At 47.5% G+C, this 18,276-nt stretch carries 8 protein-coding genes; 7 read left to right on the forward strand and 1 reads right to left on the reverse strand.

Translation table 11 applies throughout. The annotated features are described in order from the left end of the window. The first annotated feature begins 214 nt into the window (after nucleotides 1-214). Together RIE73_RS29020 and RIE73_RS29025 are read left to right on the forward strand one after the other, a co-directional pair. Nucleotides 215-1,531, forward strand: a complete 1,317-nt coding sequence (locus RIE73_RS29020; protein WP_446404476.1) for an aminopeptidase P N-terminal domain-containing protein — start codon at nucleotides 215-217, stop codon at nucleotides 1,529-1,531. 348 nt (nucleotides 1,532-1,879) lie between these two features. Then, nucleotides 1,880-2,161: a hypothetical protein gene (locus tag RIE73_RS29025; RefSeq protein WP_446404470.1), complete on the forward strand. Its 282-nt coding sequence runs from the start codon at nucleotides 1,880-1,882 to the stop codon at nucleotides 2,159-2,161. Between the two features lie 406 nt (nucleotides 2,162-2,567). Here the strand turns inward: RIE73_RS29025 and RIE73_RS29030 are convergent, their stop codons facing one another. After that, nucleotides 2,568-7,784: a CHAT domain-containing protein gene (locus RIE73_RS29030; protein ID WP_446404471.1), complete on the reverse strand. Its 5,217-nt coding sequence runs from the start codon at nucleotides 7,782-7,784 to the stop codon at nucleotides 2,568-2,570. A 206-nt stretch (nucleotides 7,785-7,990) separates the two neighbouring features. Here RIE73_RS29030 and RIE73_RS29035 point away from each other — a divergent pair, with 206 nt between their 5' ends. The 5 genes from RIE73_RS29035 (at nucleotide 7,991) to RIE73_RS29055 (ending at nucleotide 18,074) form a co-directional block, all read left to right on the forward strand. Then, complete coding sequence (locus RIE73_RS29035; protein WP_446404472.1) at nucleotides 7,991-8,137, forward strand: hypothetical protein; 147 nt, start codon at nucleotides 7,991-7,993, stop codon at nucleotides 8,135-8,137. Nucleotides 8,138-8,309: 172 nt separating this feature from the next. Continuing rightward, entirely contained in the window at nucleotides 8,310-12,146 is a 3,837-nt protein-coding gene (locus RIE73_RS29040; RefSeq protein ID WP_446404473.1) for a hydantoinase B/oxoprolinase family protein, read from the forward strand. A gap of 577 nt (nucleotides 12,147-12,723) precedes the next feature. Continuing rightward, on the forward strand, nucleotides 12,724-15,930 hold the full coding sequence (locus tag RIE73_RS29045) for a peptide cleavage/export ABC transporter (protein WP_446404474.1): 3,207 nt from the start codon (nucleotides 12,724-12,726) through the stop codon (nucleotides 15,928-15,930). Between the two features lie 90 nt (nucleotides 15,931-16,020). Next, the gene (locus RIE73_RS29050) at nucleotides 16,021-17,577 is read left to right on the forward strand and encodes an HlyD family efflux transporter periplasmic adaptor subunit (protein WP_446404475.1); all 1,557 of its coding nucleotides are present in this window, start codon (nucleotides 16,021-16,023) and stop codon (nucleotides 17,575-17,577) included. A 50-nt stretch (nucleotides 17,578-17,627) separates the two neighbouring features. Beyond that, complete coding sequence (locus tag RIE73_RS29055; RefSeq protein ID WP_446399047.1) at nucleotides 17,628-18,074, forward strand: HetP family heterocyst commitment protein; 447 nt, start codon at nucleotides 17,628-17,630, stop codon at nucleotides 18,072-18,074. The last annotated feature ends 202 nt before the right edge of the window (nucleotides 18,075-18,276 follow it).

Below are 18,276 nucleotides of genomic sequence, written 5' to 3' on the forward strand. Positions count from 1 at the left end.
ATCATTTTACCGCGTTAAACTTATGGTAGAATTATAGCATAGATTAACTAAGACTCGCAACTAAAGTTGCTGGGCTGAACGCTTCGCTCGGTTTCATCCCTCGGATGAATCGCGAGGGCTTTCACCATCGCTTGTCTGTAAGAATAATAAAACCCTAACCATACATATCAGTTCTGGGGTTAATTGTCTACCCAAAAGCTAGCATTGCATAATGATGATTTCACAAGCCGAGTATCGCCAACGCCGCGAACAGTTGATGAGTCAGATGGGTCAGGGGACGGCTATCTTCCGCAGCGCCCCGGTTGCGGTGATGCATAATGATGTGGAGTATAATTTTCGTCAGGATAGTGATTTCTTTTATCTGACGGGGTTTAATGAAGCTGAAGCCGTGGCGGTGTTAGCGCCGCACCATGCTGAACATCGCTTTGTCCTATTTGTCCAACCCAAAGATCCAGAGAAGGAAGTTTGGACAGGGTATCGGACGGGGGTTGAGGGGGCGAAGGAACGCTATGGTGCGGATGAGGCGTATCCGATTACGGAACTGGATGAGAAGTTACCCCAGTATTTAGAGAAGGCAGATCGGATTTATTATCAGTTAGGGCGCGATCGCGATTTTAATCAAACCGTTCTCACCCATTGGCAAAGGTTGATGCGAACGTATCCGAAGCGGGGAACGGGTCCGATGGCGATTGAGTCCACAAATCCGCTTCTCCAGAAGATGCGCTTGGTGAAGAGTCCAACGGAGTTGGAGATGATGCGCCAAGCCGTGGCGATTTCCGTAGACGCCCATAATCACGCCCGCAAATTTGCCCAACCGGGATGTTATGAGTATCAAATTCAGGCGGAAATCGAACATATTTTCCGTCAACGGGGGGCGTTGGGTCCAGCCTATCCGTCGATTGTGGCGTCGGGGGTGAATAGTTGTATTCTGCATTATGTGGAAAATACGCGCCAGATGGAAACTGGGGATTTGTTGTTAATTGATGCAGGCTGTGCTTATGAGTATTACAATGCCGATATTACCCGCACCTTTCCGATTGGGGGCAAATTTAGCCAAGATCAACGGATCATCTATGAGTTGGTGTTGAAAGCACAGCAAGAGGCGATCGCCCAAGTGCAACCGGGAAAGCCGTATAATCTATTTCACGATACCGCCGTGCGCGTGTTGGTAGAAGGATTAATGGATTTGGGTTTACTGGCGGGAGATATCGAGGAAATTATTAAGGAGGAGAAATATAAGCCCTTCTACATGCATCGGACTGGACATTGGTTAGGGTTAGATGTGCATGATTCTGGGGTATATAAGAATGGGGAAGAATCCTGGCAAACCTTTGAACCGGGTCAAGTGGTGACGGTGGAACCGGGATTGTATATTGGCTTAGATATTAAACCGGTAGAAGGTCAACCTGAGATTCGCGATCGCTGGCGCGGGATTGGTGTCAGAATTGAGGATGATGTTTTGGTTACCGAGTCGGGGAATGAGGTGTTAACGGCTGGAGTTCCCAAGTTGGTGGATGAGATGGAAGGGTAATGATTTGACCCAAATCCGGGGCTGTAGGGGCGGGTTTAGGGGTTTTAATAGCGGTGTAACCAATAACGTTTGTCGCCAAACCCGCCCTTTCCCACAATCGAGGAGTGATTACTTGATTCTGTTGGCAATTTGCCAAACTGCTAAGATATCTATTTAGATTAGATGTACAATCGCGCTCAAGCTTGAGGTAGCTGGAGTTTCAACCGGATTCGATATCAATCCTCAATCCTCAATCCTCCACAGCAATACCCGACGAAATTCTCGCCTCTGTGTCGCCCAAGCTCAAATTTCGCCGTTGATTTGCATCTGATGGACTTTATCGGCTAATTCCTGGCGGCGCTGTTGCGTGTGGAATCCTGGGCATATATTGTTTTTGTTCATCGCCGCGACAAAGGTGGACAATTCATCAGTTATCGCCGACTACGCCAATGGTTCAACGCCATCGCCTGTCAAATTCAACACTGTACCACCTGCCAACAACTACAGCAATTGTGGCTGGCGATTGAGCGCGATCGCAAACGGCACAACAAGCAATACAATGACCAGGATGCGGCATTGTTGTACAATTTTTGGACAAGGTGCTGGCATACACTCAGTAGTCGGACAAAAGTAAACGGCAGGCTGGCTTAAGTGCAAGTAAATAGCCCTCAAACAGATTCGGCTTGTAGTAGGTAACATTGATCCATTTCGTTGGGTTTCCTGGCGTCAACCCAACCTACTGGCGTGGCACACCTTATTTGGTGGATTAGAATTGTAGGGGCACCATCCTTGCGCCCGGTTTAAACGTCAAATCTATTCCACAATTTTAGCTGTGTCAGCCCACTACTGGCGCGGCACACCTTCGCAAGATGAATTAGAATGGGAGCCCCGAAACCGTAGGGGCGCAAAGACTTGCGCCCGATTCAATGGTAAAATCTATTCCACAATTTTAGCTGTGTCAGTCCACTAGGTTTATTGGTAATCCTTTAATGAGTATTAAGTAATCAACTGGAAGTTTGGGCTGAATTTAGGAGTAGAGTAGGCGTTGGGAATAGAATTACCAGGGACTCCCCACTAAAGTAAATGCACTCCAGAAATAAGGATTACTGAGTTCCTTATCCTCAATTCCTGCTAACGCTTCGGGTAAAGGAATCCTCAAATTGGGTGTGACTAATTCTCCATTTTCTATCTTCACTTCCCCTCGAATTAAAGCTAACTGTGCTTGGCGTAACGCTTCCGCTTTGATTGGCGCTTCTTGCAATTGTTGGTACAACTCAGTCATTAATCCCAGAGTGCCTTCATCACTCACATACCAGAGGCTTCCCAGGGCGGATTTTACCCCAGCTTGTACCGCTAATCCGGTAAATCCTAACTCGGCTTCTGCATCCCCTAATGCGGTGCGACAAGCACTTAACACTAATAATTCTACCGGGGGATTATTGAACCCTAACTCGCGTAATTGATCAAGTTGCAGTTTCCTATCACCCAATTGGATATAGGAATTACTGGGTTTTCCGGGTTTAAATTCACCATGGGTAGCTAAATGAACAATACCAAAGGGTTGTTCAGCACGAGCGTCTTTGAGATTTTCTAGGGTAAAGTCGTCGTTGAGAAAATATTTGCCGTCCCAGATGTTTTCGGTAATTGTGGGTAGTTCTATAGGCACAGCAGGTAAGGGGTTTTGGTCAGTAAATTCAGAGGCTCCCATGGCTAAAACTTGCAGGTTTCTGATATCGACGTAGCGGGTGTCGGTGAGAGATAAGCTGGGCATTAAACCAATACTATAGCGTTCGATAATATAGCCATTTTCATCATGTAATGCAGCTAGGGGTAAGGAACGTAATCCGGTATCGGTGACAAATGCTAGATTATCAATCTCTTGAGTTTGTAACTCGTTTTCCAGTGGTGCAATTAACCATTGATAGAGTTGTTGTGCAGCGGGAAGATGAGGACGAGGAATTCGGATATCTGTGATAGCGCGGCGGAATTGTTGGGTGACTTGGAGAACTTTGGCGCGTGTGACGCCTTCGACTCGTTTGCGAATCGGTTGACCTTCGGCGGTGACTAAGATTAATTCTAATTGATCATTGTCTTGAGCGGGTTGATTTTGGGATGAGGTGGGTTCTTGGGCTGAGGATAAACCAAAACGATTAAATTGCCACTGGTTGTCTGATGGTTTGGATTCAGATTTGGTTGGATTGTCTGGGATTGAGGAAGGAGCCGTATTGGGGACAAAAACGACATAGATGATGGCAGGTTTAACGCCTGTGGCTTGTTCAATATTGTTCAGGGTGGCTTGGGCTTGTGCCAGGGTAACTGTAGGCGTATTACTGATACCTAGATAATTTTCAAAGGCAGTTGTAAAGTCATTCTCTAGGTTGTCTAATGTGTTAATAGTTAAGGGCGGTAGTTTTCGATAAACTAGAGGGGGTGGAGTTTCGGTTTGAGGTTGAGTGATATCAACGGGATTGATTTGTGGTGCGGCTGAAGTTGTGGGAGAGTCGGCTGGAGTGCTGGGTGAGTTAACACTAATAATCTGAATATTTCCCTCTGTGTGGGTAAAAAGAAAGGATTGGGAAGGAGTAATGCTGAAATTTCCACTGGTAATCGTTGCGGCTGTTCCATTGTTACTAGCATCGCCGATGATAAACGGTATTTCTCCATTACCACCATGTCGGATAATAATCTCGCCACCGTCATTTCCGCCTGTGGTGGAGATACTGACCTCTACATCATTTTTATCGGTAAATGTTTCTGTGGCGCGGAAGAATTGACCAGCGGTAATATCAACATTACCACCTGTGCCATTAGTTCCCCCTTGAGCGTTAATTGATGTGACTTGAATATCACCAATGGGGTCAAGGATGACATTACCGCCATCGCCGATACTCCCACTGGTATTAATTTGTTCGGTAATAATTTCGGTACTGGCTTGAATACGAATATTCCCGCCACTGCTTCCCTGTGTGTTCAGGTTACCCGTGTTAATTGCTCCTGTCGTACTGGTGAGATTGATATCGCTATTCGTGGTAATATCACTTGTGGTGATGTCACCACTACTGAGTAGATTTACTGTACCGTTAGCGGTAACTGAGCGGTTTAAAGCAATTCCACCGCCACTGACACCGTTATTTTCTAGGCGGATATTTCCCCCAATTAGATTTCCCTCTACTGTAATATCACCACTGGCGTTATTGGTTAAACCTGTCCCAGTATTCAGCAGAAGAGTCGTATCACCTGTGCCAGAATTGAGAGTAACATCGGAGGCTATGGCAATCTCAGCTAAACCTGGGTCGCGGAGGGAATCTAGTACACCATTTGCTGTCGTTTCATTGGCAATTAGGGTTAAATTACCGTTATCAGTGGTAATATCAGCATTGACCACAATACTCCGTCCCGCTTGAAGGGTAATTCCCCCACCATTTCCACTGACATTGTTAGTTGTAATCTCTTGCTCTACGAGAATATCGGTATGAGCTTGCATCACTACGTCAGTTCCTGTGTTTGTGATTGCAGTGATAGCACTAGGAGCAATGCTAACCGATTCAGTTGCATTGTCAGTAAAATTAAATCCCCCGCCATCATCGCGAGCCAATAAAAAGGCTTGCCCTGCTCTATTGACTCCACTTGAGGTATTATTTATAGCGCCAATTAGGATATTGTTGCCCACAGAGGCTACTGAGAAACCAAAGAAGCCACCTTGTAAAGGTTGGGGATTGTCGAAGGTTTGCAGCAGTGTTCCCGTTGGGTTAAATAAAAAGGCTTGTCCTGCTCGAATGACTCCCCCGGAAGTGTCATTCTCCGGAGAACCAATGAGGATGTCGCTGCCTACAGCGGCTACTGGGAAATCGGAATCGGAAAGAGGTTGGGAATTGTCGAAGGTTTGCAGCAAAGTCCCCATTGGGTTAAATAAAAAGGCTTGCCCAGCCCCAACAAATCCACTTGAGGTGTTATTATTAGGAGCACTAATTAGGATGTTGTTGCCTACAGAAGCTACTGAGGCGCCGAATAGATTAGCTTCAATAGGGCTGGGATCGTCAGGATTGGGATTGTCGAAGGTTTGCAGTAGAATCCCATTTGAATTAAATAAAAAAGCTTGCCCTGCCCCAGACACTCCACTAGAGGTGCTAAAAGGAGCGCCAATCAGGATATCTCTGCCTACCGATGCCACTGACGTGCCGAATGAACCACCATTTACAGAATTGGGATTGTTAAAGGTTTGTAGTAGAGTTCCCATTGGATTAAATAAAAAGGCTTGTCCTAAACTTCCAATCAGGATGTTGCTGTCCACAGAGGCTACTGAGTTGCCGAATCTACGATTATCTAAAGGGTTGGGATTGTCAAAGGTTTGTAGTAGTGTTCCCATTGAATTAAATAAAAAGGCTTGCCCTGGATCTGCATTATTGACTCCCCCAGAGGTGTTTTCAGGAGCGCCAATCAGGATATCGTTACCCACTGCTGCTACTGAGTAGCCAAACTGACCGAAAACTACAGGATTAGGATTGTCAAAGGTTTGCAGGAGAGTCCCATCTTGGTTGAATAAAAAGGCTTGTCCTGCTTGGAAGACTCCCCCAGAGGTGTTTTGAGGAGCGCCAATCAGGATATCGCTGCCCACTGCTACTACTGAGTGGCCAAACGCACCACGCTCGTTGGTATTAGGATCTAGTACGGGATTAGGATTGAGAAAAGTAACTAAAGGATTATTCGAGTCTCTTATCGTAATCGTTTTCGGGTCAAGCAGCAATGTCCCCGGTTCACCCACAGACGCCCCAGCATCCACAAACCCAGTGAAAATCAGCAATTCTTTCCCCGACACTTCCACAAACCCGCCATCCCCGTAAACTGCACCCCCCCGCGCTTGAATCGTACCTGCAAATTGAGTGAGTTGGTCTGACCAAACAATGACTTTACCCCCATTCCCCTCAGTTACCGCATTCGCCCTGAGACTCGTAGCATGATTAACCAAGGTATTTTGGGCATTAATCATCCCCCCTTGATTCAGAGGAGTTCCCTGAAAATCCCCCCCAACTAAAATCTCACCACCGCCATGATTCCCACTCCCATCCACATCAGCCGCTAATAACCGCACATCCTGACCAAATAAATGCACAGAACCGCCCACATCTCCAGTTACATCCAACGTGCCAGAGGTAGTTAATACCGTCTCTTCTCCCCCATAAACCCGAATAGTCCCCCCCTGTTCAGTACCCGTCGCTGAAGTAACCGCACTAGCCGTTTGAATCACCGTACCTGTATAATCAATCTCAATTTCCCCACCCTGACCATCACCACCATTGGCACTGAGAATCCCACTATCTAACAGATTCTTCGTCTCAATCTGGATATTTCCCCCATTCTCCCCATCCGCCGTAACCTCTCCCTGGTTATACAGAACCGTTCCCACCAGATTCACCTGTCCCGCTTCGGGATTATCCACAGAAACCTGCCCCTGATTGCTAACTTGTCCCCCAGTTCCGGTTAACAACTGCGGTAAATCATTGGGCTGAATTGGCGTATCATTACCCTCTGGTGGGACAAACTCCAAACTTAATAAATGTCCTTTTTTACTCAGCCGGACTCGATTCTCACCCGGTACAGCAGCAATTGTAATCGTTCCTCCAGGTGCAGTGAGTTCTCCCTGATTGGTGACACTTCCCCCCAGTAAGGTTAAAGCCTGACCCTGATTAACCTCTAAATTACCTTCATTAACAATACTCCCCGATTGTGCTGAATCAAAAACAAACTCACTGGGCGTTCCGACTAAATCGGTATAGTTATTCTCACCAAAGGCATTAAACCAACCGTTATCGCCAAATCCAATCCCAGTAGCTGTCGTCGCGGTAAAGTCACCGGGAACATTTAAACTAGCATTTGCCCCAAACACAAACCCGGCTGGATTCATCAAAAATAAATTGGAGTCCCCACCCGTGACTTGAATTAACCCCTGAATAATCGAAACGTCACCCCCAACCACGCGCCCCAAGATATTCTGAATCTGGGGATTCGAGATAAAGTTAGCAATTTGGTTCGCTGAGAGTCCAAATTCCTCAAAACTATGAAAGAGATTCGCGCCATCTCCAGATAGACTCCCCCCTTGGATATTAAATTGGTTCCCCTCCTCGTTAATACTGGTTCCCGTACCATCATTAGCCGGGATAATAGGTTCAGCGACAGTGGGAGAACTAAGAATCAGGGCGGTGATCAGACAAAGACTGGCTTGAGTGATGGATAGAAGCAAAGACAGCCAACTTAAGCGCCAAGGGGTAGATGTCATGGGCTGAATCCCAGATGCGATGCGCTCAAGTATACCCTAGTGTTCCTCTGTTTTGACCCTCACGTAATCAAACGATAAAAAAATCAATGTTAAGTAGTCGGACAAAAGAAAACGGTACTGTATTAAGTTTTGTACATCACCCTCAAATCCCTACTGTTCCCTGTTCCCTGTTCCCTGTTCCCTAATCTCAACCGTTAACTTTAATTGTGTCCACCCACTTAATTGTGCGATCGCACGTCAATACTTTACTTATATCTTCCACCAATGATGCTGTCTTGACAGGACTTACCCTAGCTACACCAGATATACTGGTTAAGGTGCGTTATGCTGCGCTCTCCCCACGATGGCGGTGAAATCGGGCGCACGCCATGCGCCCCTACAATTCTAATCCACCAAATAAGGTGTGCCACGCCACTACCTTTAGATTCTTTTACATTTATTAATATAATTCAGTTTATTTATGTCCGACTACTTATACAGTAGGGCATCAGTAATAGACCGATGACATCTAATTAAGGATAGACCATGACTTCTAATCAAGGGTGGCAATTTTGGATTGATCGCGGCGGCACATTTACCGATATTGTGGCGCGTCGCCCCGATGGGCAATTGGTGATTCACAAGCTACTCTCGGAAAATCCCGATCGCTACACCGATGCGCCAGTACAGGGAATCCGCGAGGTGATGGGACTTTCTGCTGATGCAGCGATTCCCACCGAACAGATTGACGCCGTGAAAATGGGGACAACCGTCGCCACGAATGCCTTACTAGAGAGAAAAGGCGATCGCACTGTTCTAATGATCACCAAAGGCTTCCGCGATGCCCTCCGCATCGGCTATCAAAACCGCCCCGATATATTTGCCCGTGAGATTATCTTACCAGAAATGCTTTACGAACGGGTGATTGAAGTCGAGGAACGCTACAGCGCCCACGGGGATGAATTGATTCCGGTGCAGATAGACGCCACTCGCCAAGCCTTACAAGCCGCTTATGATAACGGAATTCGCAGTTGTGCGATCGTCTTAATGCATGGCTATCGCTATCCGGGGCACGAACAGGAACTTGCCAACTTAGCGAGTGCGATCGGGTTTACTCAAATCTCAGTTTCCCATGATGTCACACCATTGATGAAAATAGTTAGTCGGGGTGATACTACTGTTGTAGATGCCTATTTATCGCCGATTCTGCGGCGGTATGTTAATCAAGTTTCTAGTCAGTTAGCCGGAGATATTAGCACTCCCTCCATCAACAATCAACAATCGATCCGATTAATGTTCATGCAGTCTAATGGTGGACTCACAGACGCCCGCACATTTCAGGGAAAAGACAGTATTTTATCCGGTCCAGCAGGAGGTATTGTCGGCGCCGTACAAACCAGTCAATTAGCCGGATTTGATCAGATTATCAGTTTCGATATGGGCGGAACCTCTACCGATGTCGCCCATTACAACGGTGAATACGAACGCACCTTTGAAACCGAGATTGCCGGGGTCCGATTACGCACCCCGATGATGTCCATTCATACCGTAGCGGCGGGGGGCGGTTCAATCGTGAAATTTGATGGGGCGCGGTATCGCGTTGGACCCGAATCGGCGGGGGCAAATCCCGGTCCGGTTGCTTATTCTAAGGGAGGTCTGTTAACCGTAACGGATTGCAATGTCATGGTGGGAAAATTACAGCCAGAGTTCTTTCCTAAAGTCTTTGGACTCGATGGCAATTTACCCTTAAATGACCAAGTGGTGCGAGAGAAATTTACTCAATTGGCGGCAGATATTGGGGATAAGCGAACACCAGAAGCCGTCGCCGCCGGATTTTTAGCCATTGCTGTGGAAAAAATGGCAAATGCGATTAAAAAAATCTCCTTACAACGAGGTTATGACGTATCCAACTATACCTTGTGTTGTTTTGGCGGCGCTGGGGGACAACACGCCTGCTTAATTGCAGATGCCTTGGGGATGAAACAGGTATTTCTTCATCCGTATGCGGGGGTATTATCGGCTTACGGGATGGGATTGGCAGATGTGCGAACCTTGCGGGAATGTTCGGTAGAAGCAAAATTAACGGAGGAATTACTATCGGTAGGGACACCAGACATTGCCCCCTTGGAGGAAATATTCACTGAGTTAATAGCCAGCGGCAAAGAAGAAATTGCGACGACTCAGATAGGAGAATCCACGCCAATTGATAGTCAAGTCATCCGCAAAGTCCATTTGAAATATCAGGGGACAGATTCACCATTAATTATCGATTTCGGTAGCGTAGCTGAAATGCGGCAGCAATTTGAAGAGGCGCATCGGCAACGATATGGGTTTATTGTGGAAGAGAAAGCCCTAATTGTGGACTCGGTATCGGTGGAAGTGATCCAGCCGATGGATGTGCCAGAAGAACCCGTGATTCAACGTCACCGATCAGAACCGCCGCAACCTGTCGCTAAAGTGCAGATGTATACTGCCGATGCATGGCACGAAACCCCTGTATTTAAGCGAGACAATTTACAACCGGGAGACTCTATTCCCGCCCCGGCATTAATTATTGAAACAACGGGAACCAATGTCATTGAACCGGGTTGGCAAGCTGAAGTAACTGAACGGAATCATTTAATTTTAAAGAAAACTCAACAATCAACAATCAACAATCAACAATCAACAGTCAACAGTCAACAGTCAGAACTTTCCCAGCCTGATCCGGTAACGCTAGAAATCTTTAATAATCTATTCCGTTCCATTGCCGAACAAATGGGAACCACACTGCAAAACACCAGTTACTCGGTCAATATCAAAGAACGGTTAGATTTCTCCTGTGCTATTTTTGACGGACAAGGACAACTCGTTGCCAACGCCCCTCATATCCCTGTACATTTGGGTTCCATGAGTGAAAGCGTTCGCAGTTTAATTGAGGCGTATGGCGATAGTCTCAAACCGGGAGATGTTTATGCGATTAATAATCCCTATAACGGTGGGACACACTTACCTGATGTCACGGTAATTACCCCAGTTTTTCTGGACGAAAGCGGGATTACCGATACGATTGATCAAACGAGTAAATCTTCAATAAAACCCACAACTACATCCTCCCTTGACTTAAATAAACCCCCCTTTTTAAGGGGGGCAAGGGGGGATCAAAACCCTGCCTTTCAAAGGGGGGCAAGGGGGGATAAAAATCCATCTCCCTTATTCTACGTTGCCTCACGGGGACACCATGCGGATATTGGTGGAATTACCCCCGGTTCGATGCCCCCCGATAGCACAACCGTAGACGAAGAAGGAGTATTACTCGATAATTTTAAGGTAGTAGAATCCGGACGTTTCCGCGAAAAAGAATTATCCGAATTACTCCTATCTGGCACCTATCCGGTGCGAAATATCACCCAAAATATCGCCGACTTACAAGCCCAAATTGCTGCCAATGAAAAAGGTGTGCAAGAGTTGCGGCGAATGGTGAAACAGTCGGGATTAGACACCGTACAAGCCTATATGGGACACGTCCAGAATAATGCCGAAGAGTCGGTGCGGCGTGTCATTGATGTCCTCAAAGATGGCAGTTTCACCTATAATTTAGATACAGGCGGACAGATTCAAGTTACCATTGGCATTGACCGAGAAAATCGCCGCGCCACGATTGATTTCACCGGGACATCCACCCAGTTATCCAATAACTTTAATGCCCCAGCTGCGGTGTGTAAAGCGGCGGTTCTCTATGTCTTCCGGACGTTAGTGGATGATGATATTCCGTTGAATGCTGGATGTCTCAAACCCCTAGACATTATTATTCCCGAAGGCTGTCTATTAAATCCTCGTTATCCGGCGGCGGTTGTGGCGGGAAATGTAGAAACATCCCAGGTGATTACCGATGCACTTTATGGGGCTTTAGGGGTAATGGCAGCATCTCAGGGGACAATGAATAATTTTACCTTTGGCAATCAGAATTATCAATATTATGAAACCATTTGTGGCGGTTCTGGTGCTGGAATAGAGTTTAATGGGGCAGATGCAGTACATACCCACATGACCAATTCTCGGTTAACCGACCCAGAAGTTTTAGAATGGCGGTTTCCGGTGGTGTTAGAACAGTTTGGGATTCGGGGAAATAGTGGTGGAAAGGGGAAACAGTGTGGGGGGAATGGTGTAATTCGGCGGATGCGGTTTTTGCAACCGATGACAGCCGCAATTTTATCAGGACATCGGATTGTTGCACCCTTTGGATTACAGGGGGGTGAAGCGGGTGATGTGGGCAAGAATTATGTAGAACGTCAGGATGGAACAATGGAGGAATTAGGGAATACGGCGGTTGTGGAAATGGAGGCGGGAGACGTGTTTGTAATTGAGACGCCTGGGGGTGGAGGATTTGGTAGTTTTGAATGAACCGGAAAGCGTAGGGGCGCACACTCCGTGCATCCGTGTCAACTTAAGGTGAAACGTCCAATTTCGTAGATCAACAAACCTTGGCAGTCAGGGGAAATTAAACGGAATAATGTATCATATAATACAGCAAATCGGGTAAAGTTTCTCCCCGTCCCCCCGTCTTCCCGTCAGCCTCAACGATCTAAGTGCATGACAGCTTCCCTGCCTCCCGCTTTCACTATAAGAATCTTAATGAAAATTATGTGAAGATGCTTATAAAGATTCTGTAAAGTTCAGCTTTAATACTTGACTTAGTATGATTAGATTGAATAGTCTAACTTAGACATCGAGTTCAAAGGAATAACAATTTTTTTTGTTTAGATAAGTAGGCAAACATACCTATTACCCTGTCATCTAAGCAAATTCCAAGTCACGCGATCTGGGTACAGCGACATTTCCGGCAATCTACACAGCTTCATATAGGTAGGTAAACCCAGTGTTACTTAACTGAGCGTACCTACTTTAGCAATAGTAACAGATTGTGAAAAGTGTCTGGTTTGACCAGATCTTAGAACTAGACAATCTTAGGTGTGCGTCCATGAAAAATGTATCAGGTGGACTAACAAAATATCCTACCCCGTTAAGTTCTCCTTACCAAGGACTAGACGAAATCTTCGGCTGTGTGCTTCAGCAGTTAAGCCAAGGTTTACTCGACTCCACAACTGCCCTAGAGTTGAGCCAATCTTTTGAATTTTCTGAACTCCAGCTTGGTTTTGAACTGTTAAGTAATATTATACAACAACCCAACCCGCAACATTCTGTTCATAGAGAACATAATAGCACATATTCCGATACATATCTACATATTATCGGTCAAGGGCGGGTCAGGTTGTTAGGTTTTGATCCCTCTAAGGGGCGGGAGGTTTCGGCTGAGGTACTTGAGACACCCGGAGACTCATTGGGGGCTGATCAACAGTTGTGCAATGAATCGTTACCTTACCGAGCGATCGCGGCGAGTGAAGGGTGGATAGCTCGCATTCGCTTTGATCAACTCCAACCTTGGTTAGAACGGTTCCCTGAGCTAGAAGCGCACTGGCGACAACAAGCCCAACACAGGCAACGCCTGATTTTCTGGAAAACGTTAACCCAACTGCGATCGCAAAGTCATTTAGCGATCGAGCAACTCCTTATATATATAGAAGAAATCCAGATTCGGGCAGGTGAGTCGTTAGCGGATGTAGCAACAGAACAACCCGGTCACTTCTGGCTACAGAGGGGTGAAATAGAACCTCAGGGAGCAGAATCTAATGCTCACCGTCTCCCCCCGACTATTGGCGAAAGCTGGGGACATCCGGAACCTATCCCAACGGATTGGGTTGCCCAAACTGATTTATCCGTTTACTGGTTGCCCCTAGAGCATTGGCAAGTTGCCCAAGGGATTGCTTCAGTGTTAGCCCAGGCTCAGCCCGAGTCAACCAATGGCAGCAAACCCAATCCATCTCTGAAAGCGCCAACGCCGAGAAGCGTGGTTCAGAAAGCTCGGACTCAGGCTCTCCCTGTTCCCCAACCCCAGCCGGAACCCGCCTCTTTTGAGTCCCCTGATACCCAGCCCATCGCCTTTCCTCAACCCACAACGGGACGTTATCGGGGACGACAGTTTTGGCGCGGCTACCCTTTCATTCAGCAGCAGAGTTCCTCAGACTGTGGACCGACTTGCTTGGCGATGATTGGGCGGTATTGGGGGAAACGGTTTAGTCTCAACTCCCTGCGGGAGTTAGCCGACGTGGGGCGGGCAGGGGCTTCGCTCAAAGGATTAACCAAAGCCGCCCAAACCTTGGGATTTAAAGCCACGCCGGTGCGGGCGTCCTTGAGTCGCCTGCAACAGCAGAAAAATCCCTGGATTGCCCACTGGCAGGGAGATCACTATGTCGTCGTTTACCGGGTGAAGGGCGATCGCGTTCTCATGGCTGATCCGGCGATGGGCAAGCGCTTGGTTCCCCGGCAAGAGTTTTTGACAAATTGGACGGGTTATGCACTCCTGTTAGAGCCAACCGCCCAACTGGCAGCCGCCCCCGATGAAAAGCGCTCTCTGAAACGCTTTTGGGGGTTGCTGTGGCCCCATCGTTCTATCCTGTTGCAGATTATCTTAGCGTCATTGCTGCTCCAGGTTTTTGGGCTGATTACCCCCCTGTTTACCCAAATTATCCTCGACCGGGTGGTGGTCAACAAAAGCTTAATCACGCTACAGGTTTTTGCCATTGGACTGGTTATCTTTGGCGTTTGGAGTATTGGTATCGGTGTCACCCGACGATATCTGCTGTTCTATTATTCCAATCGTTTGAGTCTCACCTTTATCAGTGGTTTCATTAACCATACCCTGAGCTTACCCCTGAAGTTTTTTGAATCCCGTCAGGTAGGGGACATCATCACCCGGGTTCAGGAAACCAGCAAAATTAAGGCGTTCCTGACTCAGCAAGTTATTGGTACCTGGCTGGATGTGTTGATGGTGTTTGTCTATGCGGGGTTGATGTTTTACTACAACTGGCAGCTTACCCTGCTGGTGCTAGCCACGATTCCGCCGATCGCCATCTTAACAGTGGTTGCTAGTCCGTTTCTGCGCCAGAAGTCGCGGGAAGTGTTTAAGGAAGTCGCGGCGCAAAATTCCCTGTTGGTGGAAATGATGACAGGGGTAGCAACCGTTAAATCGACCGCCGCCGAACAAGAGGTGCGCTGGCGCTGGGAAGACCGTTTCACCAGTCAGTTAAATACCCAGTTTAAAGCGTTTCATCTGAGTAATGGTTTGCAGGCAGTCAGTGGTTTGTTTAATACCCTCGGCAGCACGGCATTACTGTGGTACGGAGCGACATTGGTAATTCAGGATCAGCTTACCATTGGTCAGTTTGTCGCCTTCAACATGCTCATCGGCAAAGTGACGAGTCCGATTTTGTCTCTGGTCGCCCTGTGGGATCGATTCCAAGAAATCCTGGTGTCTGTGGAACGGCTCAACGATGTCTTTGGCACCCAGCCGGAGGAACATCCTCAACAACCCATGCTGACGCTACCCCAAATCCGGGGGGATGTGACCTTGGAAAATGTGACGTTCCGTTACGGTGAACAAGAGGAACACAATACCCTGGAAAATATTAGCTTAGAGGTTCAGGCTGGGGAAACCGTTGCCCTGGTGGGACGCAGTGGTTCGGGTAAGAGTACGCTGGTGAAACTGCTGCAAGGACTTTATCACCCCACGTCTGGGCGAATCACGATTGATGGTCACGATATCCGCCATGTTTCACCCCAATCCTTACGTTCTCAACTCGGCGTAGTGCCCCAAGACTGTTTCCTCTTCTCCGGTACGATTTTAGAAAATATTAGCCTCTATCGACCGGAATTTACTCTGGAGCAAGTGGTTGAAGTGGCTAAGTTGGCAGAAGCCCATGCGTTTATTCAAGCCTTACCCTTGGGATACAACACCAAAGTCGGAGAGCGGGGTTCGACGCTTTCCGGGGGACAGCGGCAGCGAATTGCCATTGCTCGTGCTTTGTTGGGGAACCCCCGGATTTTGATTCTGGATGAAGCGACGAGTTCCTTGGATACTGAGTCAGAGCGACGCTTTCAGGACAATCTAGTCCGGATTAGCCGCGATCGCACCACCTTTATTATTGCTCATCGCCTCTCCACTGTGCGGAATGCCAACCGTATCCTGGTTCTAGACCGAGGCATTCTCGTAGAACAGGGGACTCATCAGGAATTAATGGCGCTTCAAGGTCTTTATTACCATCTAGCACAGCAGCAGTTGGATCTGTAAAGGGTTTTGAAGTCTGACCAGAAATGCTATCAGTTCATATCCACAGAATATTAGTGTTGCCCAACTCACCACATCTAGGATTTAACAATTATGCAAAAAACAACTGTGTCGATACTGTCTCCTTCTCAGGCTGCATCAATGTATGGAGGTACAGCCACCTCAGTACAATCGGATGAGCAGAAATCTCCAGAACCTTCAACACCGACGGTCAAATGGTCAACGGCTTTACAGACGATGCTTGACCAGCCGCCAGCCGGGTTTCCCCAGCGACTGATGGTGGGCGGGTTAGCGTTCTGTATCGCATTTGGTGCCTGGGCAACCTTTGGTCACATTGATGAAGTGGGTAAAGCCCATGGACGATTAGTGCCAAAAGGCAATGTCTATAAAATTCACTCGGTTCAGTCTGGCAAGATTGTTGATATTGAAGTTGAAGAAGGGGAGTTAATTAAAGCTGGGCAAGTTTTAGTGGAATTGGATACCGAACTTGCTGTGACTGAGGTTGAGCGCTTAGAGCAACTGCTCAATTCCCAGCAAACCGAATTAACCCAAAAAGAAGAACTGATGGAGAGAACCCGTCTGGAGGTTCAAACCCGCCAACGCATTGCCCAGGCAGAGGTGCAAGCCCAACAAGCTGCCTTAGCTCAAGCCAAGGCAAAGATCACAGTGTTAAAGCAGAAGTTGCCGCAATTGCAAACCGAAAAGGCGTTCCATCAAAAAAGACAACAACGGCTGCAACCTCTAACCGCTCATGCCGATGAACTCCTTGCTCGACGGCAAGTGGAGGCAGAAGCTCAAGCTGAACGACTCAAAACCCTCAAACCCCTCTTGGAAGAAGGGGCAATTTCTTCAGAAATAGTGTTTCAAGCTGAACAGAGTCTGCGTGCTAGCCAAAGTGCGATTATCCAAAGTCAACTGCAAGAGGGGACGAGTACTCAGGAGCAGCTATTTCAGGCACAGCAAACCTTGCGCGATTTGGACTTACAGATGATTCAAGCTCAAGGTGAGTTACAACAGACCTTGGCAGAAATTGACCAACTCCAGGCAGGACTCAGCCAGAAGCAAACCGAAGTACGCCGCAGTCAGATTGAAGCACAGGAGCGAATACAGCAACTGGAAATGGAGTTGACCCAACTCAAAGCCAAGATTGCGGACAATAAAAATCAGCTGGCTAGGGCTAACGCCCAACTCAACCAGCAATTTCTCTATGCACCGGTGGATGGGGTGGTTTCATCCCTCAGCGTTAACCATAGTGGTGAGGTGGTGCAACCCAGCCAAACCGTTGCGGAAATAGCACCCAAAGGTGAGCCGTTGGTACTTTCAGCCAGTTTACCCAATCGCGATGCTGGTTTCATTAAGGTGGGTATGCCCGTGAAGGTCAAGTTTGATGCTTACCCCTATCAAGATTACGGCATCGTGACGGGCGAAGTGACCTACATCTCTCCCGACAGTAAAGCCAACGAACAATTCGGTGTTGTTTATCAAGTCGAAGTTGAGCTTGACCGCAATCATGTTACCGAAGGTGGTGATCAGATTCAGTTTAAGGCAGGTCAAACTGCCACGGCTGAGATTATTATCCGCCGCCGCCGCATTGCCGATATCTTACTAGAACCCTTCCGGGAGCTGCAAGAAGGTGGCATCAGCCTTTAATTGTCGATAAATGTTGTTGAGTTTAGAGAAGAATAGACATGACGTATAACATGCCAACGATCAATGCCAAACGCCAGAAAACCCTCGATCCCGAACAGTTCGAGCAGATAATAGACGCTATTCGCCAAGGGAAGTATTCGTGGGCTTGTGTTTTACTGCTGCGTTTTGCGGGTCACAATCCCCAATACTATATTCCTTACCGTACCTACAACCGATTGAGGAAAGAACATAGTTCCCAGAAGCCTCAAGAGAATCTTCAGAGTGGGGACACCTCTGGGAACCCAGGACAACCAACCAGAAAGTCCTCCTGCAAAATCGCTGACCTGAATCACTTAGAAGTCGTTGATCACAAAACGCTATCGATGAAAGGCGGCTATCACCAGCAGGGTTTCCTAGAAATTGAGCCAGAAGACTTTATCTCAGATTCTGCACCGCCTTCGGATGATTGGTTTTCAGGCGTATCGTCTCTGTTTAACCGCTTAACTCGGTTAGGCTAAGGTTTAATACATCTCGTCCGTCTATTGTAGGGGCACGGCATTGCCGTACCCCTACAGCTATTATTTAGGGCTTGCTGCACAAGTCGGAAACCCTTATATTTCAAGGCTTTGAGGCAGTTGTTCTGCGGCTGTTGTGCAAGAAAATAAGACAGGATTTGTAAAAAACCTAGCACCTAGCGTGAGAAAGATACTCCTAGGACAA

The organism is Coleofasciculus sp. C1-SOL-03, from assembly GCF_040220555.1.
Classification (GTDB): domain Bacteria; phylum Cyanobacteriota; class Cyanobacteriia; order Cyanobacteriales; family Coleofasciculaceae; genus Coleofasciculus.